Genomic DNA, 23,752 nt, shown 5'->3' with positions numbered 1-23,752 from the left:
AGGCCGGGAGGAACTTGACACTGTCTTGACGTGACCTGGGCCGATAGGGTGAAGGCGGTGTGCCGGGAAGTCTGGTCGGCGGGGAGCCATGGTGGCTTCTTCTCAGGTCCAGGGAGACGGCATGCGCAGCGTCGGCACAGTACTCGCGTTGGTCGTTCTGGCCACCGTGGTGGCGACCTTCGCGCGCCGCTGGCGCATCCCCGCTCCCTCGCTGCTGGTCGTCGCCGGTCTGGCGGTGGCGCTGCTGCCGGGCACCCCCCAGATCGAGATCAGCCCGGAGATCATCGGGCTCGTGGTGCTGCCCCCGCTGCTGTACGCCAGCGCCGAGGACATGCCCTGGCGGGAGCTGCGCGCGGTGTGGAAACCGGTCGGGATCCTCGCCATAGGGCTGGTCCTGGCCTCCGCGGCGGCCGTCGCCGCGGTGGCGGCCCTGCTGACCCCGCTGTCCTGGCAGATGGCGTTCGTGCTGGGCGCGGTCCTGGCCAGCACCGACCCGGTCGCCGTGACCGCGCTCGGCCGCAGGCTCGCCCTGCCGCCCAAGGTGCAGGTGCTCGTCCAGGCGGAGAGCCTGTTCAACGACGCGACCTCGCTGGTGCTGGTCCGGGTGGCGGCGGGCATCGCCATCGCGTCGGCGGCGGCGAACTGGGGCGCAGCGGGCGGCCAGTTCCTGCTGCTCGCCGGGGGCGGCACGGTGATCGGGGCCGCGGTGGCCGGGGTGGTGGCGCTGATCCGGCGGCGCACCGAGGAACCGGTCCTGGAGACGGTGATAGCCCTGGTCACCCCCTACGCCGCCTACCTGCTCGCGGAAGCCGCCCACACCTCCGGGGTCACCTCGTGCGTGGTGGCCGGGGTGGTCCTCGGCGGGCAGGGCGACCGGCTCACCAACGCCCGCATCCGCCTCCAGCTGCACGCCGTGTACGGCACGGTGGTGTTTCTGCTGGAGAGCGTGGTCTTCTCGCTCATAGGGCTGGCGCTGCCCGCGCAGGTGCGGGCACTGGCCGACGGCGACCGGGCCTGGCCGCTGTACGCCCTCGCCGTCGCCGCCACGCTCATCGCCGTACGACTGCTGTGGCTCGCGCCCCTGTCGGTGGTCGTGCAGCGCAAGGGCGGGATCAGCCGGCTGAACTGGCGGGTGCCGGTGGTGCTGACCTGGGCGGGCACCCGGGGAGTGATGCCGCTGGCCGCCGCCCTCACCATCCCCGAGGTCGCCAAGAACGGCACCACGCTGGCGGACCGCCCCCTGGTCCTCGTCCTGACCACGTCCGTGGTGGTCGTGACCCTCGTCGTCCAGGGCTTCACCCTCGCCCCGGTCGTCCGCGCCTCCGGCATCGCCCTGGAGCCCGCCCACACCGAACGCGAGGAGATCGAGGCCCGCTCCCGCCTCGCCCACGCAGGCCTCGCCCGGCTGGAGGAACTCGCGGAGCTGGAGGCCGTACCGGACGTCGTCGTCGACCGCCTCCGCCGCGGCCTGACCGCCCGCCTGGACGACGCCCGCGACCGCCTCGCCGAGAGCAACGGCACGGCCGCGGCCACCGAATCCGCCGACCTGGTCTACCGCCAGCTGCGCCGCGACCTGATCACCGTGGAGACGACGGAACTGCAACGCCTGTACGACGACCACCGCATCAGCGACACGACGCGGCGGCGGCTGCAGCGGTCACTGGACCTGGAGGAAGCCAGGCTCACCGACGCATGAAGGGGCGGGTGGGCTACTCCAGCCCGGACGCCTTGAACACGGCCAGCGCGGTCTCGCGGTCCACGCCGGCCGAGAGGCGGTCGAGTGCGGTCTGCCCGCACAGCAGCAGACCGTCGGCCGCCGCCTTCCGGGTGCCCTGCTCCAGGCGGTGCCACAGCTGGGGATTGTGCAGCAGGGCCTCGGGGTCGATCTCGACCCGCGCGCCGAACGCGTCCCGCAGCAGCAGCCGTTGGGAGACACCGCCCAGGCACCGCACGGAGACCAGCAGGTCGGTGCGGACCCGGCGCTCGCGCAGCAGCCGCCGTGAGGCCAGCCAGTCCTCGCCCGCCGAGACCCGGGCGGGAAACAGCACGAGGAACAGCAGCAGGGCGAGAGCGAGCCACAACAGGCCGCGCCAGAGCGTGAACCGGCCCGATCCCCAGTCGACGAGCAGAAGCAGCAGGAGCAGGACACCGGCGCACCGGACGGCCTCCCGGACGTCCCCCGCCCAGCGGCGGTCGTGCACCGCATCCTCGGAAGTCTCTGCGCGAGCGCCGGCCGGTGACCTGCGCGCGTTGTCGGGGCGTCCCATTCCGGTGACGGTAGAGGCGCGCAGGGCCGGAACGGTGCATTTTGATGAGCCTCTGATGGCTCTCCACCATCAAGGTCCCGTCAAGGTCCGCCCGGTGAGCGCGAAAATATCGCAAGGAACGGTCGGATGCGGCCGGAAACGGTCAGAACCTGGGTGCACCGCGCACAGCTCGGCCTTTGTGCGCGGCTGTTGATGAAGGAGCACGCACCCATGACCGTCCTGACCACCGAACCGGACGCCGTTCCCGCCGGAGAGGAGCCGCCTGATACGGGCGAACGCCACCGGCTGACCGCCGTCACGGGACTCGCGGCGCTGTCGCTGGACGCGATGGCGTCGGTGGCGTACGGCCCCGAGGCGATCGTCCTGGTCCTCGCCGCCGCCGGCGCTCACGGACTGGGCTTCACGCTGCCGGTCACGCTGGCGATCGCTGCCCTGCTGGCGGTGCTGGTGGCGTCGTACCGGCAGGTGATCGCGGCCTTCCCGGACGGCGGTGGCTCCTACGCCGTCGCGAAGACGCATCTGGGCGCGCGCACCAGCCTGGTGGCGGCCGCCTCGCTGGTGCTGGACTACGTGCTCAACGTGGCCGTCGCCGTCACGGCCGGCGTGGCGGCGCTGACCTCCGCCTTCCCGGGCCTCTACGGCGACCGGCTGTGGCTGTGCCTGGCGGTGCTCGTGCTGATCACGGGCGTCAACCTGCGGGGGATCGTGGAGTCGGCGAAGGCGTTCATCGTGCCGACGGTCGTGTTCGTCGGGGCCATCTTCGTGCTGATCGCGGTCGGTCTGTTCCGCTCCCACCCCGTGAGCACGGTGACCGCCGCCGGGCATGCGTCGGTGGTCGCGGGCAACGCCTCGTCGGTGGGCGTGCTGCTGTTGCTGAAAGCATTCGCCTCCGGGTGCAGCGCCCTGACCGGCGTCGAGGCCATCGCGAATGCCGTTCCCTCCTTCCGCGTCCCGCGGGTGCGGCGCGCCCAGCGCGCGGAGGTTGCCCTCGGCGCCGTACTCGGCCTGATGCTCGTCGGCCTGTCGGTGCTGATCTCGCGCTTCCATCTCCAGCCGGTCGCGGGCGTCACCGTCCTCGCCCAGCTCGCGGACGCCTCGCTCGGCCACAACTGGGCCTTCTACATCATCCAGTTCGCGACGATGATCCTGCTCGCGCTGTCCGCCAACACCTCCTTCGGCGGGCTGCCGGTGCTGCTCAAGCTCCTCGCCCGTGACAACTACCTGCCGCACGTCTTCGCCCTGAAGGCCGACCGCCAGGTCCACCGGCACGGCGTCCTGGCGCTGGCCGTCGTCGCGGCGGCGCTGCTGGTCTTCTCCGGCGGTGACACCAACACCCTGGTGCCGATGTTCGCCATCGGTGTGTTCGTCGGGTTCACCATCGCCCAGGTGGGCATGGTGAAGCACTGGCGCCTGGAGCGGAGCAGCGGCTGGCGCGGCAAGGCGCTGCTGAACGGCTTCGGCGCGCTGCTCACCGGTGTCTCCACGGCCGTCGTCACCGCAAGCAAGTTCGCGGAGGGCGCCTGGCTGATCGTGGTGGCGCTGCCCCTGTTCGTCGCGGCCTTCGTCGCCGTGCACCGCGCCTACGGCCGGATCGGCGAGCGACTCGGGCTCGGCCGCATCCCCGAGGCCCCGCACCGCGACCGCTCGCTGGTGATCGTCCCCGTCTCGTCGTTGTCCCGGCTCACCTCCGAGGCGCTGACCGCGGCCGCCTCCCTCGGCGACGAGGTCCGTGCCGTGACCGTCTGCTACCCGGACTCCGAGGACCGCGCCCAGCTGCACGCCCTGGAGCGCGCCTGGGCCGAGTGGGACCCGGGCGTGCCCCTGGTCCGGCTGGCCTGCGAGCGGCGCACGCTCGGCCGTCCCATCGCCGCGTACGTCCGTGACACGGCCGCCGCCGAGCCGGGCACGCGGGTCACCGTGCTGATCCCGGAGGCGGAGCCCGAGCGGCTGTGGCAGCGGCTGCTGCAGAACCAGCGGGGCGCCGTCGTCGCGCACGCCGTACGGCGGGAGACGGACGCGGTGATCTGCCGGCTCCGCTTCCGGCTGTGAACATTCCGGCTGTGACCGCGGTCACCGACCGTCACGGCCACTTACCCGTCGGTAGAGGTCAGGAGCCGTAAGAGTCCCGTCAAAGCCGTACGGGCTGCCGTAAGAGAGCCGTCAACGGGCGACCGGATCCGGCCAGCCAGGCGCTTTCCTCTAATCGTCCGTTTCACCGAACCTCACTCCAGGAGTTCGCGATGGCCGATCTGGCCTTCGTCGTCACCGTGCTCGCGGGTTTCGCGCTGGTGGCCCTCGTCGCCAAGGGGGTGACGAAGCTGTGACCGTCGAAAACGTCGTCGGCCTGGTCGTGGCCGTCGCCCTGCTGGGCTATCTCGTCCTCGCCCTGATCTTCCCGGAGAGGTTCTGAGAACAGATATGGGTCCCGAACTCGCCGGCGTGCTCCAACTGCTCGCCCTGATAGGCGCGCTGGCGCTCGCCTACGTCCCCCTCGGCAACTACATGGCCGGGGTCTACTCCTCGAAGAAGCACCTGCGCGTCGAGAAGTGGATCTACAAGGCCATCGGTGCCAACCCCGACGCCGAGATGACCTGGCCCGCGTACCTGCGCGGGATCCTTGCCTTCTCGGCCGTCAGCGTCCTCTTCCTGTACCTGCTCCAGCGGCTCCAGGGCATCCTGCCCGGCTCGCTCGGCTTCTCCTCGGTGAACCCGGCGCAGTCGTTCAACACCGCCGTGTCCTTCGTGACCAACACCAACTGGCAGTCGTACTACGGCGAGCAGACCATGGGCCACGTCGTGCAGACCGCCGGTCTGGCCGTGCAGAACTTCGTCTCCGCCGCCGTCGGCATGGCCGTCGCCGTGGTGCTGGTGCGCGGCTTCGCGCGCTCGCGCACCGGTGAACTCGGCAACTTCTGGGCGGACTTGGTGCGCGGCACGCTGCGGATCCTGGTGCCGGTCGCAGCCGTCGCCGCGGTGATCCTCGTCGCCTGCGGAGCCATCCAGAACTTCTCCGGCATCCACGAGGTCGGCCAGTTCATGGGCGGCTCCCAGCAGTGGAACGGCGGTGCGGTCGCCTCCACGGAGGCCATCAAGGAGCTGGGCACCAACGGTGGCGGCATCTTCAACGCCAACTCCGCCCACCCCTTCGAGAACCCGACCCCGTTCACCAACCTCTTCGAGATCTTCCTGATCCTGGTGATCCCGTTCTCGCTGACCCGCACCTTCGGCGTGCTGGTCGGCTCGGTGAAGCAGGGCTACGCCATCCTCGCCACGATGTTCACCATCTGGCTGGGCTTCACCGTGCTGATGATGTGGACCGAGTTCGCCCACCACGGCCCGGCGCTCCAGGCGGCCGGCGGGGCGATGGAGGGCAAGGAGGTCCGCTTCGGCATCGGCGGCTCCTCGATCTTCGCGGTGTCCACCACGCTCACCTCGACCGGTGCGGTGGACTCCTTCCACTCCTCCTTCACCGGACTCGGCGGCGGCATCACCATGCTCGGCATGATGCTGGGCGAGATCGCGCCCGGCGGTACCGGCTCCGGCCTCTACGGCATGCTGATCATGGCCGTCATCGCGGTGTTCATCGCCGGTCTGATGGTCGGCCGTACGCCCGAGTACCTGGGCAAGAAGATCGGCGCGCGGGAGATGAAGCTCGCCGCCTGCTACATCCTGGTCACCCCGGCGCTGGTGCTCGTCTTCACGGCCGCTTCGATGGCGCTGCCGACCCCGCCGCACTCGATGCTCAACTCGGGCGCGCACGGGTTCTCCGAGGTGCTGTACGCCTTCACATCGGCGTCGAACAACAACGGCTCGGCCTTCGCCGGCCTGAACGCGAACACCGACTGGTTCAACACCATGACCGGGCTCGCGATGCTGCTGGGCCGCTTCCTGCCGATGGTGTTCGTGCTGGCGCTGGCCGGCTCGCTCGCCGGGCAGCAGCCGATCCCGGTCACGGCCGGCACCCTGCGCACCGAGAAGCCGCTGTTCACCGGCCTGCTGGTGGGCGCGATCCTGATCATCACCGGTCTCACGTACTTCCCGGCCCTGGCGCTGGGTCCGCTCGCCGAAGGGCTGGCGTGATGACCACCGACACGAAGAACCACGAGGACTCCATGTCCACTCCCACCCTTGCGCCCCATCAGGACGCGCCAACCGGGCACAAGCCCGCCGAGGGCCGTGTCGGAACGGGCCTCTTCGACCCCAAGGCGCTGATCAAGTCGCTGCCGGACGCGTTCCGCAAGCTCGATCCGCGGGTGATGGTCAAGTCGCCCGTGATGTTCGTGGTGTGGATCGGCTCCGTGCTCACCACGGTGTTCTCCTTCAAGGACCCGGGCGACTGGTTCGGCTGGGCGATCAGTGCCTGGCTGTGGCTGACCGTGATCTTCGCCAACCTGGCGGAGGCGGTCGCCGAGGGCCGCGGCAAGGCCCAGGCGGACACCCTGCGCAAGGCCAAGACCGACACGGTGGCGCGCCGGCTGCTGGGGGACGGCTCCGAGGAGCAGGTGCCGGGCACCGCGCTGACCATCGGTGACCTGGTCGTCTGCGAGGCCGGTGACATCATCCCGGGTGACGGCGACGTCATCGAGGGCGTCGCGTCCGTGGACGAGTCGGCGATCACCGGTGAGTCGGCGCCGGTCATCCGCGAGTCCGGTGGCGACCGTTCGGCCGTGACCGGCGGCACGAAGGTGCTGTCCGACCGGATCGTCATCAAGATCACGACGAAGCCCGGTGAGACCTTCATCGACCGGATGATCAACCTGGTCGAGGGCGCTGCAAGGCAGAAGACGCCGAACGAGATCGCCCTGAACATCCTGCTGGCGTCGCTGACGATCGTCTTCCTGCTGGCCTGTGCCACGCTGCCGCCGTTCGCTACCTACGCGGGCACCCACCTGACGATGGTCGTGCTGATCGCCCTGCTGGTCTGCCTGATCCCGACCACCATCGGCGCGCTGCTCTCCGCGATCGGCATCGCGGGCATGGACCGTCTGGTCCAGCGCAATGTGCTGGCCATGTCGGGGCGTGCCGTCGAGGCCGCCGGTGACGTCTCCACGCTGCTGCTGGACAAGACCGGCACCATCACCCTCGGCAACCGCCAGGCCGCCGAGTTCGTGCCGGTGCGCGGCACCACCGAGGCCGAGGTCGCGGATGCGGCCCAGCTGTCCTCGCTGGCCGACGAGACGCCTGAAGGCCGCTCCATCGTCGTCCTGGCGAAGGAGAAGTACGGGCTGCGCGAACGCCACCAGGGCGAGCTGGCGCACGCCGAGTGGATCGCCTTCACCGCCCAGACCCGTATGTCGGGTGTGGACGTCGACGGCCGCAAGGTCCGCAAGGGGGCCACGGCCTCGGTCATCGCCTGGGTGAAGGAGCAGGGCGGCGAAGTAGCCGAGGACGCCCAGGAGTTGACGGACCGGATCTCCGAGGCGGGCGGCACCCCGCTGTTGGTCGCGGTGGAGGACTCCGACGGGGCCCGGATCCTGGGTGTCATCCACCTCAAGGACGTCGTCAAGGAGGGCATGCGGGAGCGGTTCGAGGAGCTGCGCCGTATGGGCATCAAGACGGTCATGATCACGGGTGACAACCCGCTGACCGCCAAGGCGATCGCCGAGGAGGCGGGCGTCGACGACTTTCTCGCCGAGGCCACTCCCGAGGACAAGATGGCCCTCATCAAGCGGGAGCAGGCGGGCGGCAAGCTGGTCGCGATGACCGGCGACGGCACCAACGACGCGCCCGCGCTGGCCCAGGCGGACGTCGGCGTGGCGATGAACACCGGTACGTCGGCCGCCAAGGAGGCCGGCAACATGGTCGACCTCGACTCCAACCCGACCAAGCTCATCGAGATCGTGGAGATCGGCAAGCAGCTGCTGATCACGCGTGGTGCGCTGACGACGTTCTCCATCGCCAACGACGTCGCGAAGTACTTCGCGATCATCCCGGCGCTGTTCGCGGCGGTCTACCCGGGCCTGGACAAGCTGAACATCATGCACCTGTCCTCGCCCGACTCCGCGATCCTGTCGGCCGTCATCTTCAACGCGCTGATCATCATCGCGCTGGTGCCGCTGTCCCTGAAGGGCGTGCGGTACCGGCCGATGAGCGCGGACAGGATGCTGCGCCGCAACCTCGGGGTCTACGGCATCGGCGGCCTGGTCGCGCCCTTCATCGGCATCAAGATCATCGACGTGATCATCTCCTTCATCCCCGGGATCGGCTGATCGCCATGAACAACTCCTTTATGAACACCGCCCGGTTGCTCGGGGCGGGCCTGCGGGCGCTGCTCGTGTTGACCGTGCTCACAGGCGTCATCTATCCGCTGGCCGTCACAGGTGTGGCCCAGGCGCTGTTCCACGACAAGGCGAACGGCTCCGAGATCAAGGCGGGCGGCAAGGTCGTCGGATCGTCCCTGATCGGGCAGTCGTACAACCTGCCGCTGAAGAAGGGACAGGAGACCCCGGACCCGGACCTGAAGTGGTTCCAGGGCCGCCCGGCGAACGGGCTCGGCGCGAACAGTGTCAACACGCAGTACAAGCTGATCCTGTCGGGTGCGACCAACCTGTCCGCGGACAGCAAGGTCCTCATCAAGCAGGTCGAGGACGCCAAGGCCGCCGTCGTCAAGGACAACTCGGTCCCCGGCTACACCGTCAAGCCCACGGGCGTCCCCGCCGACGCCGTCACCTCCTCCGGCTCCGGACTGGACCCGGCCATCTCCCCGGAGTACGCCGAACTCCAGGTCCACCGCGTTGCCGTGAAGAACAACCTGCCGCTCGCGCAGGTGGAGAAGCTGGTCAAGGACCACACCGAGGGCCGCACCCTGGGCTTCATCGGCGACCCGCGCGTGAACGTCCTGGAACTCAACATCGCGCTCAGGGACCTCGCGGCCCAGCAGTGACGGCCTTGCGTGCACCGCACGGGAGCCGGCGGCCCGGGAGACATCCCGGGCCGCCGGCTCCCGCAGCCATGACAGGAGAGGCATACACCCATGACCCGGGTGCTCGTGGTGGAGGACGACCCGCAGCTCGTACGGGCCCTCGTGATCAACCTGCAGGCCCGCCGGTACGGGGTCGACGCGGCACCCGACGGCGCCACGGCGCTGCGGCTCGCGGCGGCCCGCCAGCCCGACGTGGTCCTGCTCGATCTCGGCCTGCCCGACATGGACGGCGTCGACATCATCAAGGGACTGCGGGGCTGGAGCCGGGTGCCGATCCTGGTGCTGTCCGCCCGGCAGTCGTCCGACGAGAAAGTCGGCGCGCTCGACGCCGGCGCCGACGACTACATCACCAAGCCGTTCAGCATGGACGAGTTGCTGGCCAGGCTGCGCGCGGCCGTCCGCCGCACCGAGGACCTGCCGCTCGTCCCGGAGACCACGCTGGTGAGCACGGACGGGTTCACCATCGACCTCCTGGCGAAGAAGGTCGTACGAGGCGGCCGCGACGTCCGCCTTACCCCGACCGAGTGGCATCTGCTGGAGATCCTCGTCACCCACCCCGGCCGCCTGATCACCCAGAGGCAGTTGCTCCAGGAGGTCTGGGGCGTCTCCCAGAGCAACAAGACCAACTATCTGCGGGTCTACATGGCCCAGCTGCGACGCAAGCTGGAAGCCGACCCGTCGAGCCCCCGCTATCTGATCACCGAGCCCGGCATGGGCTACCGCTTCGAGGGATGACATGGCACGCGGCAAGCTCCGGATCTACCTCGGCGCGGCACCCGGCGTCGGCAAGACCTACGCGATGCTGTCGGAGGCGCACCGCCGTATCGAGCGGGGCACCGACTGCGTCGTCGCCTTCGTGGAACACCACCACCGGCCGCGCACCGAGGTGATGCTGCACGGCCTGGAGCAGGTGCCGCGCAAGGTGATCACGTACCGGGAGGGCACCTTCACCGAGATGGACGTCGACGCGGTCCTCGCCCGCCGTCCGCAGGTGGCCCTCGTGGACGAACTCGCCCACACCAACATCCCCGGCTCCCGCAACGCCAAGCGCTGGCAGGACGTCGAGGAACTGCTGGCCGCCGGGATCGACGTGGTCTCCACCGTCAACATCCAGCACCTGGAGTCGCTCGGCGACGTCGTGGAGTCGATCACCGGGGTGCGGCAGCGGGAGACCGTGCCGGACGAGGTGGTCCGGCGGGCCGCCCAGATCGAGCTGGTCGACATGTCGCCCCAGGCGCTGCGCCGCCGGATGGCGCACGGCAACATCTACCAGCCCGACAAGGTCGACGCGGCGCTGTCCAACTACTTCCGGCCCGGCAATCTCACCGCCCTGCGCGAGCTGGCGCTGCTGTGGGTGGCCGACCGGGTCGACGCCTATCTGCAGGAGTACCGCACCGAGCACCGGGTCTCCACGATCTGGGGCTCGCGCGAGCGGATCGTCGTCGGCCTGACCGGCGGCCCCGAGGGGCGCACCCTGATACGACGTGCCGCGCGGCTGGCCGAGAAGGGCGCGGGCGGCGAGGTCATGGCCGTCTACATCTCCCGCAGCGACGGCCTGACCTCGGCCTCCCCGAAGGAACTGGCCGTCCAGCGCACCCTCGTGGAGGACCTCGGCGGCACCTTCCATCATGTCGTGGGCGACGACATACCGGTTGCGCTGCTCGACTTCGCGCGCGGTGTCAACGCCACCCAGATCGTCCTCGGCGTCTCCCGCCGCAAGGGCTGGCAGTACGTCTTCGGACCCGGTGTCGGCGCCACGGTGGCCGTGGAGTCCGGCCCTGATCTCGACGTCCACCTCATCACCCACGACGAGGCGGGCAAGGGCCGCGGGCTGCCCGTAGCCCGGGGCGCGCGCCTCGGCCGCTCCCGGATCATCTGGGGCTGGCTGGCGGGCATCGCCGGCCCCGTGCTGCTGACCTGGCTGCTGGGCAGCGTGCTGCCGGAGGTCGGGCTGGCCAACGACATGCTGCTGTTCCTGACGATGACGGTGGCGGCGGCGCTGCTGGGCGGTCTCTTCCCGGCCCTGGCCTCGGCCGTGGTCGGATCCCTGCTGCTCAACTGGTACTTCACCCCGCCGGTGCACACCCTGACCATCGCCGATCCGGCGAACATCGTCGCCATCGCGATCTTCGTCGGGGTCGCCGTGTCGGTCGCGTCGGTGGTGGATCTGGCCGCCCGCCGCACCCACCAGGCGGCACGGCTGCGCGCGGAGTCGGAGATCCTCTCCTTCCTCGCGGGCAGTGTGCTGCGCGGCGATACCAGCCTGGAGGCACTGCTGGACCGGGTCCGTGAGACCTTCGGCATGGAGTCGGCGGCCCTGCTGGAGCGCGCGGGCGACGTGGCGCCCTGGACGTGCGCGGGCAGCGTGGGCCCGCGCCCCTGTGCCACGCCCGAGGACGCGGACGTGGACGTACCGGTCGGCGACCACCTGTCCCTCGCTCTCTCCGGCCGGGTGCTGCCGGCCGAGGACCGCCGGGTCCTGGCGGCCTTCGCGGCCCAGGCGGCGGTGGTGCTGGACCGTCAGCGCCTGCGGCAGGAGGCGGACCGGGCCAAGGAACTGGCCGAGGGCAACCGCATCCGCACCGCCCTGCTCGCCGCCGTCAGCCACGACCTGCGCACCCCGCTGGCCGGCATCAAGGCGGCGGTCACCTCCCTGCGCTCGGACGACGTCGAGTGGACCGAGGCCGACCAGGCGGAACTCCTGGCCGCCATCGAGGAGGGTGCCGACCGCCTCGACCACCTCGTCGGCAACCTGCTCGACATGTCCCGCCTCCAGACCGGCACGGTCACGCCGCTCATCCGCGAGACCGACCTGGACGAGGTGATCCCGATGGCGCTGGGAGGCGTCCCCGAGGACAGCGTCGACCTGGACATCCCGGAGACCCTGCCCATGGTCGACGTCGACCGGGGGTTGCTGGAGCGGTCGGTCGCCAACGTCGTGGAGAACGCCGTCAAGTACAGCCCACCCGGGGCGCGCGTCCTGGTGTCCGCCAGTGCCCTCGCCGACCGGGTGGAGGTGCGGGTGGTGGACCGCGGCCCCGGCGTGCCGGACGAGGCCAAGTCCCGCATCTTCGAACCCTTCCAGCGCTACGGCGACTCACCCCGCGGCGCCGGGGTCGGCCTCGGCCTCGCGGTGGCCCGCGGCTTCGCGGAGGCCATCGGCGGCACGCTGGACGCCGAGGACACACCGGGCGGCGGCCTCACCATGGTGCTCAGCCTGCCGAGGTCGGGCGGCGGCGTCCGGGCAGGGGCCGAGCCGGGGACGTCCGCCACGGCGATCACGCACACGTGGCCCGCGGTGGACATCGGCAGCATGGGACCCCCGGACACTGCCGGGACCTGCACATGAACCGGATGCAGGCATGACGCAGGCTCGGTACGTGACCAAGGCTGGACGGGGGAGAGCCGGGGCGGCACGCCGCACCGTGCTCGGTGTGTGCGTGTGCGTGCTGCTGCTCGCGTGTGCGGGGGCGGCCGCGTGGTTCGTGCCGGACATCGCGTCGGACGAGCGGGCGTGGCGGGCGGCCACCCCGTGCGCCGCCGTGACACCGGACAGCGGACGGGAGGACTGCCTGACCACCGTTCCGGCCGTGATCGCACGCACGGACCCGAACCCGCCCAAGCAGGACAGCTGGCTCTACTTCACCGGCAGCCGGCCACTGGCCCGGCTCGCGGTGTCGTCCGAGGCCGCCGTGGACTTCGAGGCCGGCGACCACGTCCGACTGACCGTCTGGCGCGGCCAGGTGATGAAGGTGACCGGCGAGGGCCATGTCTGGCACGAGCACGTCACCACCCCCGGCTCCCTGGCCGTCCTGGCCGCCGTACTCGCCCTGGCCGGGGCGTACCCGGGAGCGCAGGTGGCGCTGCGCCTGCGGTACGGGCGGCGGCTGCACGGCGACGAAGTCCCCCCGTCGGCCCTCCCGTTCGCGGGCGTGCTCGTGGGTACGGCCCTGTGGCTGCTGCCGCTGTGCTACCTCCACCCCACGACCCTGCTGTCCTCGCCGGTGCCGCTCACGTGGGCGGCGGCGGGCTCGCTGCTGACACTGGCCCTGTTCAGGCAGGCCTGGCGCGCGACGAGCATCCGTACGCCGGGGGAGCCCGGAGCGCCCGAACAGCCGGACGAGGGCGAGGTGTTCCTGCCCGCCCGCTTCCTTGAGCCCACCGACTACAACCCGCACGGCTTCGGCACCCACATCCTCGTCGGAGACGGCACCCTCGCGGTGGCCCCCGGCCCGGGGCACTTCGCGGCGAAGCGGATCCCGGTCGAGCGCCTCACCGTCAGGAACGTACGACGTGCCCGGGGCAGCGACGGCGACACCGTGCCCCGAAGCTGGCACATCGCCGAACTCGACGACGCGGGCACTCCGATCCGCCTGTCGGCCGCACCGGCCGACCTGACCCGGATCCTCCGCGAGCTGCAATCAGGGGGAATCGCGTGAAAGACGACGGTACGACGGCCGAGCGCGGCCCCGCCGGGGCCTTCGCGGCAGGGACGGGGGCCGCTGCGGCCCTGATCGCCGGGCTGCCCTGGGCGGCGAGTGGACACCTGCCGGCCCGTCTGGCCACCCACTGGAACGGCGGTCACCTCTCCGCCGACGGCTCCATGCCGTTATGGGCGGCTTCCCTCTTCCCCGCACTGATCTGGCTGGCGGCGGCGGGGACGGTGGCCGTGGTGCTGCACTGCAACGGGGCCACGCGCCGTTGGAGGACCATCACCCTCCTGCCCACCGCCGTACTCCTGTGCGGCGCCCAGGCCTCGATCATCCGCGCCAACTTCGACCACACCGACTGGCACGCGGCCCAGCTGCCCACCGGGTGGCTGATCGCGACACTGGCGACGGCGGTGCTCACCGCAGCCGGGGCATGGCTGGCGAGCACCCGCCGGAGCCACACCCCGTAGCCGGAGGGTGTCAGCCGGCGCCGTAGGGGTCGAACGGGATCCCGGACGGCTTGGCCTTGTTGAGGGTGTCGTTGAACAGCGGCGGCATCGCGGCCGGCTGCCGCCGCACCCTTCGCCGCGCAGGCGGAAGCGGTGATTTGCGCTTACGGTGGTCCCAGAAGCGGTGGCAGGTGGGACCGGCGTTGCTGAGGAGGCGGCGATGGAGGAGCACTACGTGTGGGTCACTACGCGCCGCCTTCAGCCGGGCACCACCCTGGAGGAGTTCGAGCGGGCATGGCGCCCCGCCCCCTACCCGCAGGGCCTGCGGCGCGCCTTCGCGTACTGGTCCGAGGACGGGCAGGAGATCACCGGGGTGTCGTTCTGGGACTCCGGGACGGCATGCGACTCCTATCGGGCCTCCGAGCCGGAGGCCCAGCGCAGGGCGCACATGGCCCCGTACGTCGCCGAGGAACGCGAAGCCTTCTACCGCGGCCGGGAGCTCAGCGTCCCCCAGGCGTAGCCATGGCCGAGATCGTCGTCGTGTACGAGGTCGAGAAGGCGGTGGCCGCCCGCGCACCCGGTGGTGAGGAACCGTCCGTCCGCCGGGTGCACGCGGTGCCCGCCGCCCCGGGGACGCGGGCCGCGCCAGGGCCACGAACGCTCTGCGGCAAGGACACCTTCGCCATGGAGCCGTCCCGCTGGAAGCCCGCCGAGCACCCTGAGGCGCCCTGGTACCCCGAGGCGTACGCCTCCGCGGTCTGCCCCGACTGCGATGCCGTGATGGAGGTCTGAGCCCCGCGCGGCAGTCCGTACCATGGGCGGGCGCATGCGCGCCGGCTGTGGACAGGGCGGGACAGGAGAGGGCTGTGACGGAGATCGACGGTGGCTTCGAGGACCCGTCGGCCGAGGTGCTGGCGGCGGCTGCCGCCGCGTTCGGGCTGCTCGCCTCCGCTTCCCGGCTCCATCTGATGTGGGCTCTGTCGCAGGGCGAGAGCGATGTCACGCATCTCGCCGACCGGGTGGGCGGCGCGCTGCCCGCGGTCAGCCAGCACCTGGCCAAGCTGAAGCTCGCCGGGCTCGTACGCTCCCGGCGGGAGGGCCGACGGCAGGTCTATTACATCGAGGATCCCGATGTGGTGACGCTGGTGCGGGTGATGGTGGTCCAGCTGACCGCGCGTTCGCAGCAGACCCCCACCGCGGTACCCCGGCTGCGCGGGATCGTTGGCTGAGACCACCGCGGCCTCGGGACAGGACGCGCAGACGCCGGCTTCCGGCGCCGCCGCGGCGTTCGGGGCACCCCGTCCGGGACCGGCCGCGCCGACCCTGCTCGAAGTCCTGCGCGAGCTGGACACCGGTCCGCGCGGGCTGACCGAGGCGCAGGCCGAGGAACGGCTGGCCCGGTTCGGCGAGAACAGCCTTCCGGACCGGCGCGAGGCCTCCTGGCCGAAGCTCTTCCTGCGCAGCCTGCGCGACCCGTTCACCGCGGTCCTGCTCTGCCTCGGACTGGTCTCGGCAGCCGTCTTCGCCTGGGGGACCGCCGCGGTGATCCTCCTCCTGGTCGGGGTGAGCTGTGTGCTGAGGACGACCGGGGAGCACCGGGCCGACCGGTCCACGGCCGCGCTGCGGGAGCTGGTCGCCACCACCGCCACGGTGCTGCGCCGCGCCGACGAGGACGCCGCGCCGGTCCCCCGGGAACTCCCGGTGGGCGAGCTGGTCCCGGGGGACGTGGTCCGGCTCGGGCCCGGCGACCTGGTGCCCGCCGACGTACGACTGCTGCGGGCGAGCGGCCTGACCGTGCACCAGTCCGCGCTGACGGGGGAGTCGGCTCCCGCCGCGAAGACCGCCGACGCCGTACCCCCCGCCACCGGCACCGCCGCTCTCGTGCATCCGCAGTGCTGCTTCCAGGGCAGCAGCGTCGCCTCCGGCAGCGCCACCGCGGTCGTCACCGCGACCGGCGCGCGGACCCGGTTCGCCGCCGCACACGGCCGTGGTGCCGACCGGCAGGATCCGAGCGCCTTCGACCGCTCCGTCCACGGCGTCTCCTGGATCCTGATCCGGTTCATGCTGCTGACCCCGCCGCTGGTCCTCATGGCGGGCGCGGCGCTGCGCGGACGCGGCCTGGAGACGCTTCCGTTCGCCGTCGCGGTGGCCGTCGGCCTGACGCCCGAGATGCTGCCGGTCCTCGTCACCACCTGCCTGGCCCGCGGGGCCGCGCTGCTGGCCCGTACCCACGGGGTGATCGTCAAGCGGCTGCCCGCGCTGCACGACATCGGCGCCGTCGAGGTGCTGTGCCTGGACAAGACCGGCACCCTCACCCAGGACCGGCCGACGGTGGACCGCGCTCTCGGCCCCGACGGCGAGGACGACCCCGAGATCCTGCACTGGGCCGCCGTCAATGCGTGGTGGACCCTGCAACTCGCCCACCTGCCGGTACCCGACGCCCTCGACGAGGCGATCCTGGACGCCGCCGCCGAGAACGAGCTGACGGCCTACGACGGCGCGGCGGCCGTCCCCTTCGACCCGCTGCGCCGCCTCGCCACCGCCGTCGTCCGCACCCCCGGGCGCCTGGGCGTGCACACCCTGGTCGTCAAGGGAGACGTCCGGGCCGTACTGGAACGCTGCGCGCTCCCGGACGACGAGCGCGCACGCCTCGGCGCACTCGCCACCCGCCTGGCCGACGACGGCCTGCGCGTCCTGGCGATCGCCACCGCCGAACGCCCGGCGCGGCCGTGCGACTACACCCCGGCCGACGAACGCGGCCTCGACTTCCGCGGCCTGATCACCCTGCGCGACACGCTCGCCTCGACCGCCGCCGACGCGCTGCACGTCCTCACCGGCCAGGGCGTCGCCGTCAAGGTCCTCACCGGTGACCACCCGGGCACCGCCGCCCGCGCCTGCCGCGACCTCGGCATCCCCGTGGCGCAGGACGGCGTGGTCGACGCAGGCGTCCTCGACACCCTCACCGACGCCGAACTGCCCGAGCTGGCCGGCCGTACGACCGTCTTCGCCCGCTGCACCCCGGACCACAAGGCCCGGATCCTCCAGGCCCTGCGCGGCGCCGGGCTGACGGTGGGCTTCCTCGGCGACGGCGTCAACGACCTGCCCGCCCTGCGCGCCGCCGACGTCGGCATCGCCCCCCGCGAGGCCGCCGACGTGGCCCGGGAGGGCGCGGACGTGGTGCTCGCGGAGAAGGACCTCACCGCCATCGCGCACGCCATCGCCGCCGGCCGGCACGCGGGCGGCAACATCGCCACCTACCTGCGCATCACGCTCTCCTCCAACCTCGGCAACGTCATCGCGATGCTCTCCGCGGGCCTGCTGCTGCCCTTCCTGCCGATGCTCCCGGCGCAGGTCCTCACCCAGAACCTGTGCTTCGACGCGGCCCAGCTCGCCTTCGCCCACGACCGCCCCCACCCCTCGGTGCTGCGCCGGCCGGCCGTGCTGAACCCACGGGAGCTGCTGCGCTTCATCACCGGCTTCGGGGCGCTCAACGCCGTCGCCGACCTGGCCACCTTCGCCGTCCTCGCGCTCGCCCTGCACGGGCCCGGGACGGGGGACGACGAGGCGGTGTTCCACTCCGGCTGGTTCACCGAGAACCTGCTCACCCAGGCCCTGGTGATGGTCCTGCTGCGCGTCGGCCGCCGCAGCCCGGCAGGGCGCAGGCCCGGCCCGGTCGCCCGGGCGGCGATCGGCCTGGCCGTGATCGGCCTGGCGCTTCCGCCGTCGCCGCTCGGCCCCGTCCTCGGCCTGACCGCCCTCCCCGTCGTGTACTACGTCCTGCTCACCGCGGTCCTGGTCCTGTATGCCGCAGGTCTCCTGGCGGCCCGCAAGGGCTACGAACGACGCCGGGAGGCACGGGGCACGGGGCGCGCGGGGGAGGAGAGCGCGCCGGACACGCGCGGCGCCGCCTCGCACAGCTCTTAGTCGTCCTGCTGTACAAGGGGGCTGGCCGAGGCGGGGGTGGAGAGAGGGCGAGACATGTCCGATTCCGGGGCACGCAGGCGCTGGCGCTGGCTTTCCGTGCTGGTCTTCGCCGTGGCGCTGTACGTCATCGTACGTGCGGCCGACACCCCGCAGGGCGACGAGCCGCCGCCGGCCAAGACATCCGCCTCCCCGCGGACCCCGTCGCCCGGCTCCTCGGCCCCTTCCCCCACGCCGCCGGCCGACTCGTCGTACGACCCCGCCGACTACTCGTCCCAGGTCCTCACCCGGGCCCGGCAGACCGGCGTCAGCGCCCAGTTGCTGATGGCGGTCCTCTACAACGAGGCGTACAAACCGCACACCCCGTCCTTCGAGCGGGCCTGGCAGAAGTACAAGCCGGATGCGGCCTTCGGCATCGCCGACATGCACCGCGCCGCCTTCGACGAGGTCAAGCAGGGCCGGGACTTCGCCGACCGCCGCTGGGAGGAACTGCCCGACGACCGGGACCTCGCCGTCGAGGCCGAAGCCTGGTACCTGCACGACCTGGCGGCCCGGCTGCCGGCCCACTGGACCACCGCGTACCCGGAGAGCGACCTGCTGGCCCTCGGGTACAACACCGGCGCGGACAACATGCTGGCCTTCGCCCGCGGCGCGACCCCGGGCAGCCAGGCCCGGTCGTACCTGGAGCGGCTGCACGCCAACTGGGCCAAGGCGGGCAGGGCCGTCGGCGCGGACTGAAGCAGCCGGGGAGCCGGCCCGATCGACTGCGAAGGCCTGGGCCGCATTCCCTTCGAGTCGGACACCAGTGGGGGGGGCGGCCCTTCGGCTGTTCGCCGTCGGGGCGCCTCACCATTGCCAGGTGCGGGTGCGTCGTGGCTTGTCGCGCAGTTCCCCGCGCCCCTTATTCGCGCGCGCCGGGGACGGAGACGGGCCCTGGCCGAACGCGGCGCCGCGTGGATCACGGCGCGATACGGACGCAAGCTGCCCTGAGCTCGCTCTCAGCCCGCTGTTCAATACCTGGCCCATCGGTTCCATGAGATGCCTCACCTATGAATCGTGTGTGGATCCGTACTGCTCGGGCCAGGGGTTTGTTAGATTGCGCAATCACGCAACCCGGGCGGAGCCCTGCTCCGCCACCTGCCCGCACACCGCCGTGCACGCCCGGCCGAACCCGTCGGCCCGGCCTGCTGAGCCCGACTGTTCATGCATGGGAGTGGGAGATGAGCGACCCGTGGGACGGCCCGGCCGGCCAGGCCACGCGCAGCCGCACCCCCCGGGTGCCCGGACAGCGTTCGGCCGGAGCCGACGGAGCGCGCCCGCCGGGCGGCCGGGCCGCGGCCCGGGCCGCCTCCCGCGCGCACGGCGGCTCACGGTCGAGGCGGCGCACCCGGCAGGCGGGGCGCGGCAGGCGTTTCCTGAAGATCGCCGCGATCACGCTGTCCGTCCTGGTCGTCATCACTGCGGGTGCGGGCTGGTGGTTCTACCAGCACCTGAACGGCAACATCCAGAGTTTCTCGCTGGACGGCAAGGGCGGCACGGAGAAGGCCGACGCGTTCGGCCGTACGCCGATCAACATCCTGGTGATGGGCTCGGACGGCCGTACCAGCAAGGCGGACTGCAAACTCGGCGGCGGCTGCTCGAAGACCGGCGTGCAGACCGGCAGCAACGCGGACGTGCAGATGGTGGTGCACATATCCGCCGACCGTTCCAACGCCACGGTGATGAGCATCCCCCGGGACACCATGACCAAGGTCCCGGCGTGCAAGGACAGTGAGTCGGAGCAGTCCACACCCGGCTACTACGGGCAGATCAACAGCGCGCTCCAGTACGGCCCGGCCTGCCAGGTGGCCACCGTCCACCAGCTCACCGGCATCCCCATCGACCACTTCGTCAAGCTCGACTTCTCCGGCGTGGTCAAGATGTCCGACGCCGTCGGCGGTGTCTCCGTGTGCGTCAGCGACGACGTCTACGACACCTACTCGCACCTGAAGCTGTCCAAGGGCGCCCACACCCTCAAGGGCGTCGCGGCCCTGGAGTTCGTCCGCTCCCGGCACGGCTTCGGCGACGGCAGCGACCTCGGCCGAACCGTCTCCCAGCACATCTTCCTGAGCGCGATGATCCGCAAGTTCAAGAGCGCGGGCACGCTCACCGATCCCGGCGCGGTCTACGACCTCGCGGACGCGGCCACCAAGGCGCTGACCGTGGACGACGGCCTGGGCACGGTGAAGAAGCTGATCTCGCTCGCGAACGACGTGAACAAGGTCCCCACCAAGCGGATGACCTTCACGACGATGCAGACGGCCGCCGATCCGAACAACAGCGACCGCGTGGTGGTGGGCCCGGGCGCCAAGACGCTCTTCTCCACCATCGCCGACGACCAGTCCCTGACCACCGGCTCGGGCAAGAAGTCCGCGGCGGCCTCGGCGGCCGCGAAGGCGACGGCCACCGCGCCGGCGGTCCCGGCGTCCGAGATCGCGGTGACGGTGGAGAACGGAACGGCCGTCACCGGCCGCGCCTCCGCCGTCGCCACGGCACTCACCGACAAGGGCTTCAGCTCGGACACGACCACGGCCAACGCCCCGAGCTCCGCGACGACCACCACCCTCACCTACGGCACCGGCCGGCAGGCGGAGGCGAAGACGGCCGCGAAGGCGCTCGGCCTGTCCGCCTCGCACCTGAAGCAGGGCACCGGCACGGGCCTGACCCTGGTGATCGGCAGCGACTGGCCCAGCGGTGCCAGCTACCCGGGCGGCACGTCCAAGCCCGCGCCCGCCGACACCAAGGCCGCGGTCTCCAATGCCCACGCCCAGACCGCCGACCAGGCCAAGACCTGCGCCAAGGTCAGCCCCTACAAGACGGTCAGCCTCAACGGTGTCTCCATGACCCCGGCCCAGGCGTACGCGGCGGCGCGCAAGGAGCCCGACTCGGACGAGTGAGCCGGCCACCGGCCTGCCCGAAGGGGTGGGCGGGGACGCGGACGGCCCCGGGAGGAGCGCTCACCGAGCCGGCGCCCGGGGCGGGCCGGTCAGGGGCTGGCGACGTCGAATCCGTACCTCAGCGGCTCACCGGTCACGGTGTAGTCGCGGCGGTAGAGGTACACCGCTTCGGCGTGCACGCCGGGCGGCGCGTCGTCCACCTGGCAGGGGTGCGTCACCTGGATCACGCGCGGCCGGCCGGAGACTTTCATCCGCACTCCGTCCGCGGGCCCTCCGTCGAGCACCGCGGCCTCCCAGCCCGTCACCTCGGTCGTCTCCACGGCGACAGTTTAAGGGTTGCGCAAGTCTCCGGTGTGTGAGCCGGGCCACGAGGACGGCCGCTGCCACACGGGCCCTGCCCTCCGGGGGAGGTGCCGTCGGTGCCGCGGGTTACGCGGGTTCTCCTCCGTCTCCGTCCCCTGCGTACGCCCCCGCGCGTGCCGCGGCCAGGGCGGCCTCGGCGGCCCGGTCGGCGGCGGCTTCGTCGAGCCGGCCGCCGCTGATCAGCAGCTGGTAGTAGAGAGGGGCGGAGACGGCGCGGACCACCTCATGGGCGTCGGTGCCCTCGGGCACCTCGCCCCGGCCGACGGCCTGCTGGACGCAGGGAGCCCATTCCCTGACGCGGATGTCGTAGAAGCGGTGCAGGGCGGTGGCCGTCTTCGCGTCGCAGGTGGCGGCGGCGATCAGCGCCTTGAACAGCGCCCCCTGCCGAGGGTCCGTCAAGGTTCGCTGCACCAGACGGGCGTTGGCCTTCAGGTCGCCGAGCAGCGAGCCGGTCTCGGTGCGCGGCGCGGACTGCTCGGCCATGTCCAGCAGGAGGTCGGCCACCAGCCCCGTCACCGTTCCCCAGCGGCGGTAGACGGTCGTCTTGCCCACACCGGCGCGGCGTGCGATGTCGGCCAGGTCCAGTCGGGTGAAGCCCTGTTCGGTCAGGGCGTCTTCGGCCGCCCGCAACACCGCCTCCCGTACCCGCGCTGTGCGCCCTCCGGGCCGCACGGTTCCCGGCTCAGCGTCGTCAGGCATAACGGCACTCCAGTTCCATTAATCGCAGGCCTCTGCTACCTTTGGCGGCAGCTAACGAAACTATAGACCCGTTAGCTTGGTTTTCTCCGGAAGGGGTCTGACATGGAATACAGGCGACTGGGTGCGTCCGGACTCATGGTTCCCGCGCTGAGCTTCGGGGCCGGCACCTTCGGCGGGCGCGGCCCACTCTTCAGCGAGTGGGGCACGACCGACGCCCAGGAGGCGCGCCGCCTGGTGGACATCTGCCTGGACGCCGGAATCACGATGTTCGACACCGCCGACGTCTACTCCGCCGGCGCTTCCGAGGAGGTGCTGGGGGAGGCGATCAAGGGCCGCCGGGACCAGGTGATCGTCTCCACCAAAACCAGCCTGCCGATGGGGGACCGACCGGGCGACGCGGGCTCCTCCCGCTCCCGTCTGATCACCGCCTGCGAAGACGCCCTGCGCAGGCTGGGCACCGACTACATCGACCTCTTCCAACTCCACGCCTTCGACGCCGGGACACCGGTCGACGAGGTGCTGGCCACACTCGACACCCTCGTACAGGCAGGAAAGGTGCGCTACGTCGGCGTCTCCAACTTCTCCGGCTGGCAGGTGATGAAGTCCCTCGCGACCGCGGAGAAGTACGGTCACCCGCGCTATGTGGCCCACCAGGTGTACTACTCCCTCATCGGCCGCGACTACGAGTGGGAGCTCATGCCGCTCGCCCTCGACCAGGGCCTCGGCGCGATCGTCTGGAGCCCGCTCGGCTGGGGCCGCCTCACCGGCAGGATCCGCCGCGGCGCACCGCTGCCGCCCGACAGCCGACTGCACCGCACCGCCGACTACGGCCCGCCCGTCACCGAGGAACACCTCTACGGCGTGGTCGACGCCCTGGACGAGATCGCAGAGGAGACGGGCAGGGCCGTACCGCAGATCGCCATCAACTGGCTGCTCCAGCGCCCGACCGTGTCCTCGGTCATCATCGGCGCCCGCAATGAACAGCAACTGCGCCAGAACCTGGGCGCCATCGGCTGGACCCTGACCCCCGAGCAGATCGCGAAACTCGATGCGGCGAGCCATCGGACGGCGCCGTACCCCTACTTCCCCTACGAGCGCCAGGAAGGCTTCGCCCGCCTGAACCCACCGGTGTTCGCCGCGCCGTGCTGAGGAATGCCGGAGGGGCTCCGGCCGGCGCAGAGGTGCTGGAGGTGGTCAGACGCCCTGGCGGTTGTCGGTGACCCAGTCCGGGCAGCTGAAGGTGTTGGCCCCGACGACGCCGTCGACGCCACCGGCGCAGTGGAAGTCGCCCTGGAACCGGTTGACCCGGTTCAGGGTCTGCCGGCCGAAGGGCCGTCCGTCGCGAGGCCGGCCCCGTAGGCCTGGACGGTGACGTAAGGCGGCCTGGTGGGCGAGGTGTTCGACACCTACACCGCCGCCGACTTCACCGCCGACTTCGCTGGCGACCTCGATGCGGAAGCCGTCGAAGAACGCGAATCCATGACGTGAATCCATGATCGGCGGCGCGCTCGAACACGCCGCCTGCCCTGCGGACCACCTGGACGCCCCCGACGCCGAGCGAGCCGTGGCCGCTGCTGGCCTGGTTGTCGCACAGGCCAGGTCACCGGCTGCGTCGCGGTAGCCGGGGCGGCAGGCCGACGGCCTTCGACCGTGAGGCCTGCAAACAGCGCAACACCATCGAGAGGTGCATCAACCGCCTCAAGCAGTGGCGAGGCATCGCGGGCATCCTCCTCTGGTCCGCACGCTGATCCAAACGACGCCCTAA

The 23,752-nt window shown here is 71.5% G+C and carries 20 protein-coding genes and 1 pseudogene; 18 read left to right on the top strand and 3 right to left on the bottom strand.

The window, feature by feature from the left end; all coding sequences use genetic code 11:
* Positions 1–121: 121 nt before the first annotated feature.
* Positions 122–1,696 carry a Na+/H+ antiporter gene (locus AQI88_RS28275; protein WP_067004516.1) on the top strand — a complete coding sequence of 525 codons (1,575 nt, stop codon included), beginning with the start codon at positions 122–124 and terminating at the stop codon, positions 1,694–1,696.
* A 13-nt stretch (positions 1,697–1,709) separates the two neighbouring features.
* Here the strand turns inward: AQI88_RS28275 and AQI88_RS28270 are convergent, their stop codons facing one another.
* Positions 1,710–2,267 carry a hypothetical protein gene (locus tag AQI88_RS28270; RefSeq protein WP_067004514.1) on the bottom strand — a complete coding sequence of 186 codons (558 nt, stop codon included), beginning with the start codon at positions 2,265–2,267 and terminating at the stop codon, positions 1,710–1,712.
* A gap of 210 nt (positions 2,268–2,477) precedes the next feature.
* On the opposite strand from AQI88_RS28270, the gene AQI88_RS28265 reads away from it, so the two are divergent.
* The 15 genes from AQI88_RS28265 to AQI88_RS28195 all read left to right on the top strand — a co-directional run bounded on the left by AQI88_RS28265 (position 2,478) and on the right by AQI88_RS28195 (position 20,925).
* A complete protein-coding gene (locus AQI88_RS28265; protein WP_067004512.1) occupies positions 2,478–4,316 on the top strand; it encodes an APC family permease in 1,839 nt (612 codons plus the stop codon).
* A gap of 271 nt (positions 4,317–4,587) precedes the next feature.
* A complete protein-coding gene (gene kdpF, locus AQI88_RS28260; RefSeq protein WP_037770757.1) occupies positions 4,588–4,677 on the top strand; it encodes a K(+)-transporting ATPase subunit F in 90 nt (29 codons plus the stop codon).
* A gap of 8 nt (positions 4,678–4,685) precedes the next feature.
* The gene (gene kdpA, locus AQI88_RS28255) at positions 4,686–6,347 is read left to right on the top strand and encodes a potassium-transporting ATPase subunit KdpA (RefSeq protein WP_067004510.1); all 1,662 of its coding nucleotides are present in this window, start codon (positions 4,686–4,688) and stop codon (positions 6,345–6,347) included.
* The gene (gene kdpB / locus AQI88_RS28250) at positions 6,347–8,476 is read left to right on the top strand and encodes a potassium-transporting ATPase subunit KdpB (protein WP_067004508.1); all 2,130 of its coding nucleotides are present in this window, start codon (positions 6,347–6,349) and stop codon (positions 8,474–8,476) included. Before kdpA ends, kdpB begins: the two co-directional genes overlap by 1 nt.
* A 5-nt stretch (positions 8,477–8,481) precedes the next feature.
* Positions 8,482–9,150 (top strand): potassium-transporting ATPase subunit C, encoded by a 669-nt coding sequence (locus tag AQI88_RS28245; protein WP_067004506.1) that lies wholly within the window; start codon positions 8,482–8,484, stop codon positions 9,148–9,150.
* A 90-nt stretch (positions 9,151–9,240) separates the two neighbouring features.
* Positions 9,241–9,924: a response regulator gene (locus AQI88_RS28240; protein WP_067004504.1), complete on the top strand. Its 684-nt coding sequence runs from the start codon at positions 9,241–9,243 to the stop codon at positions 9,922–9,924.
* 1 nt (position 9,925) lies between these two features.
* Positions 9,926–12,538, top strand: coding sequence for a sensor histidine kinase (locus tag AQI88_RS28235; RefSeq protein WP_079057848.1), 2,613 nt, complete (start codon positions 9,926–9,928; stop codon positions 12,536–12,538).
* A gap of 31 nt (positions 12,539–12,569) precedes the next feature.
* Complete coding sequence (locus tag AQI88_RS28230; RefSeq protein WP_208615924.1) at positions 12,570–13,628, top strand: PH domain-containing protein; 1,059 nt, start codon at positions 12,570–12,572, stop codon at positions 13,626–13,628.
* Entirely contained in the window at positions 13,625–14,089 is a 465-nt protein-coding gene (locus tag AQI88_RS28225) for a hypothetical protein (RefSeq protein WP_067004500.1), read from the top strand. Before AQI88_RS28230 ends, AQI88_RS28225 begins: the two co-directional genes overlap by 4 nt.
* Positions 14,090–14,288: 199 nt before the next feature.
* Entirely contained in the window at positions 14,289–14,588 is a 300-nt protein-coding gene (locus AQI88_RS28220) for a hypothetical protein (RefSeq protein ID WP_067004498.1), read from the top strand.
* Positions 14,589–14,590: 2 nt separating this feature from the next.
* Positions 14,591–14,860, top strand: coding sequence for a hypothetical protein (locus tag AQI88_RS28215; protein WP_067004496.1), 270 nt, complete (start codon positions 14,591–14,593; stop codon positions 14,858–14,860).
* Positions 14,861–14,934: 74 nt separating this feature from the next.
* Entirely contained in the window at positions 14,935–15,297 is a 363-nt protein-coding gene (locus tag AQI88_RS28210; RefSeq protein ID WP_067004495.1) for an ArsR/SmtB family transcription factor, read from the top strand.
* Positions 15,290–17,992, top strand: coding sequence for a magnesium-translocating P-type ATPase (mgtA, locus tag AQI88_RS28205; RefSeq protein ID WP_079057847.1), 2,703 nt, complete (start codon positions 15,290–15,292; stop codon positions 17,990–17,992). Before AQI88_RS28210 ends, mgtA begins: the two co-directional genes overlap by 8 nt.
* A gap of 54 nt (positions 17,993–18,046) precedes the next feature.
* Positions 18,047–18,727, top strand: a complete 681-nt coding sequence (locus tag AQI88_RS28200) for a hypothetical protein (RefSeq protein WP_067004493.1) — start codon at positions 18,047–18,049, stop codon at positions 18,725–18,727.
* A 482-nt stretch (positions 18,728–19,209) separates the two neighbouring features.
* A complete protein-coding gene (locus tag AQI88_RS28195; RefSeq protein WP_208615923.1) occupies positions 19,210–20,925 on the top strand; it encodes an LCP family protein in 1,716 nt (571 codons plus the stop codon).
* 89 nt (positions 20,926–21,014) lie between these two features.
* On the opposite strand, the gene AQI88_RS28190 is transcribed toward AQI88_RS28195, so the two are convergent.
* Positions 21,015–21,245, bottom strand: a complete 231-nt coding sequence (locus tag AQI88_RS28190) for a hypothetical protein (RefSeq protein ID WP_244184363.1) — start codon at positions 21,243–21,245, stop codon at positions 21,015–21,017.
* Between the two features lie 109 nt (positions 21,246–21,354).
* A complete protein-coding gene (locus AQI88_RS28185) occupies positions 21,355–21,987 on the bottom strand; it encodes a TetR/AcrR family transcriptional regulator (RefSeq protein WP_067004491.1) in 633 nt (210 codons plus the stop codon).
* Between the two features lie 102 nt (positions 21,988–22,089).
* Between AQI88_RS28185 and AQI88_RS28180 the strand changes: the two genes are divergently transcribed.
* The gene (locus tag AQI88_RS28180) at positions 22,090–23,136 is read left to right on the top strand and encodes an aldo/keto reductase (RefSeq protein WP_067004489.1); all 1,047 of its coding nucleotides are present in this window, start codon (positions 22,090–22,092) and stop codon (positions 23,134–23,136) included.
* A 455-nt stretch (positions 23,137–23,591) separates the two neighbouring features.
* Positions 23,592–23,708: pseudogene (locus tag AQI88_RS47115) on the top strand (IS5/IS1182 family transposase); the annotation flags it as partial.
* Positions 23,709–23,752: the final 44 nt, after the last annotated feature.

It is taken from the genome of Streptomyces cellostaticus, assembly GCF_001513965.1.
In the GTDB taxonomy this organism is placed as follows: Bacteria; Actinomycetota; Actinomycetes; order Streptomycetales; family Streptomycetaceae; genus Streptomyces; species Streptomyces cellostaticus.
The sequence above is the reverse complement of the archived record's forward strand: the minus strand, read 5'-3'. Positions and strand labels throughout refer to the sequence as shown.